At 45.7% G+C, this 1728-nt stretch carries 2 protein-coding genes; one reads left to right on the top strand and one right to left on the bottom strand.

Going from position 1 to position 1728, the window contains the following annotated elements:
* A partial coding sequence (gene tyrS / locus QTO00_RS19280) for a tyrosine--tRNA ligase (RefSeq protein ID WP_331426189.1) occupies positions 1-875 on the bottom strand: 875 nt, incomplete at its 3' end.
* A gap of 129 nt (positions 876-1004) precedes the next feature.
* Here tyrS and QTO00_RS19275 point away from each other — a divergent pair.
* Positions 1005-1728 (top strand): OapA N-terminal domain-containing protein (locus QTO00_RS19275; protein ID WP_331426188.1); only part of this gene is annotated, 724 nt, incomplete at its 3' end.

Here is a 1728-nt window from a genome sequence, read left to right as displayed (position 1 = left end):
GCTAGAGCCACTTTCACATCACGTGGGTTTTGACCCGCCTCGACATCCGCTTTGAGCTTCGCCACTTCTTCAAGCGGACGGAACGAAAGCAAATCGTAGTAGTTCCACATTAGGTCATCAGAGATCGACATGATCTTACCGAACATTTCGCTTGGTGCTTCACTGATACCAACGTAGTTGTTCGCAGACTTAGACATCTTCTTCTCGCCGTCGAGACCAACAAGAAGTGGCATCATTAGTACAACCTGAGGCTTTTGACCGTTCGACTTCTGTAGTTCACGACCCATTAGTAGGTTGAACTTCTGGTCAGTACCACCAAGCTCTACGTCAGTTTCCATTGCGACTGAATCATACCCTTGTAGTAGTGGGTACATAAACTCATGAATGGCAATTGGCTGACCACCCGCATAACGCTTCTTAAAGTCATCACGCTCTAGCATACGAGCCACTGTTTGGTTCGCAGCAAGGCGAATCATACCTTCAGCGCCAAGCTCAGACAGCCATTCAGAGTTGAACTGAATTTTAGTCTTAGCTGGATCTAGGATTTTAAATACCTGCTCTTTATACGTTTCAGCGTTACGCAATACGTCTTCACGGCTTAACGGTGGACGAGTGTTGTTCTTACCTGTTGGGTCACCAACCATTGCCGTAAAGTCACCGATAAGGAAGGTAACGTCGTGGCCTAGCTCCTGAAAAGCACGAAGCTTGTTGAAAATTACTGTATGGCCAAGGTGGATATCAGGAGCAGTTGGATCTGCACCTAGTTTAATACGAAGAGGACGACCCTCTTTTAACTTAGCAATCAGTTCTTCTTCTGGAATCAGTTCTTCAACACCGCGCTTAATCTCGGCTAGTGCAGCTTCAATGCTCGCCATTCTTGTTCACTCCCACAGATTTGGCAAAAATTTGTTAGTTGGTCATCTTACTTGAATAGCGATGCTTTTTGAAACCAGTTAGACTAAACAGCTAAGCTTTTTTAATGATTTTTTTAGAACGGACATAAGATGTTGTCTCTTTTCGCTCGATTACCATGGATTCACCGAGCCCTTATCGCCCTTTTTAGCGCATTAATCGTCATTGTATTGTTTTTACCTGCGCCCAACGATCTTCGCCAAGAAGAGACTATCTATCAAGTAGGTAAAGCCTACCCTTTAGCGATTGATATCGAGCAGCTAGCCTTGCAAGAGTCCCCCGCCCGACATGCCGTACTTAGATGGGAAAAACACACTGTTGGTTCGGGCGATAGCATGGCGCTACTGTTCCAACGCGCTGGGCTTTCGTCTCGGTTACTATACCAACTCACTTCGAGCAACAAAGAGATAGAAAAGCAACTAACCAGAGTCAGACCCGGCGACTCTTTTCAGCTTGGCTTTGACTCAAACAACCAACTGATTCAGCTCAAAAGAGTGATCAACCCATTCGAAACTTTCCTGATCACTAAATCAGACGACGGCTACACCTCTGAGCTCGATAAGAAAGAGATCCACTACCAATACAACTATGCCGAAGCGGATATCACCTCTAATTTTTGGAATGCTGGGGTCAATGCCGGCTTAACTGCGAACCAAATTATGGAGCTGGCTGGCATCTTTGGCTGGGATATCGACTTTGCGTTAGATATTCGTAGTGGTGACAAGTTTAAGATTCTCTACCAAGAAAAAGTCGTAGAAGGCGAGGTGGCTGGTCGAGGAAAGATCATCGCGGCTATTTTTGAAAACCAAGGTGACA

Source organism: Vibrio sp. M260118 (assembly GCF_036533755.1).
Lineage (GTDB): Bacteria > Pseudomonadota > Gammaproteobacteria > Enterobacterales > Vibrionaceae > Vibrio.
Note: the sequence above shows the minus strand (reverse complement) of the source record. Positions and strands in the feature narration are given on the sequence as shown.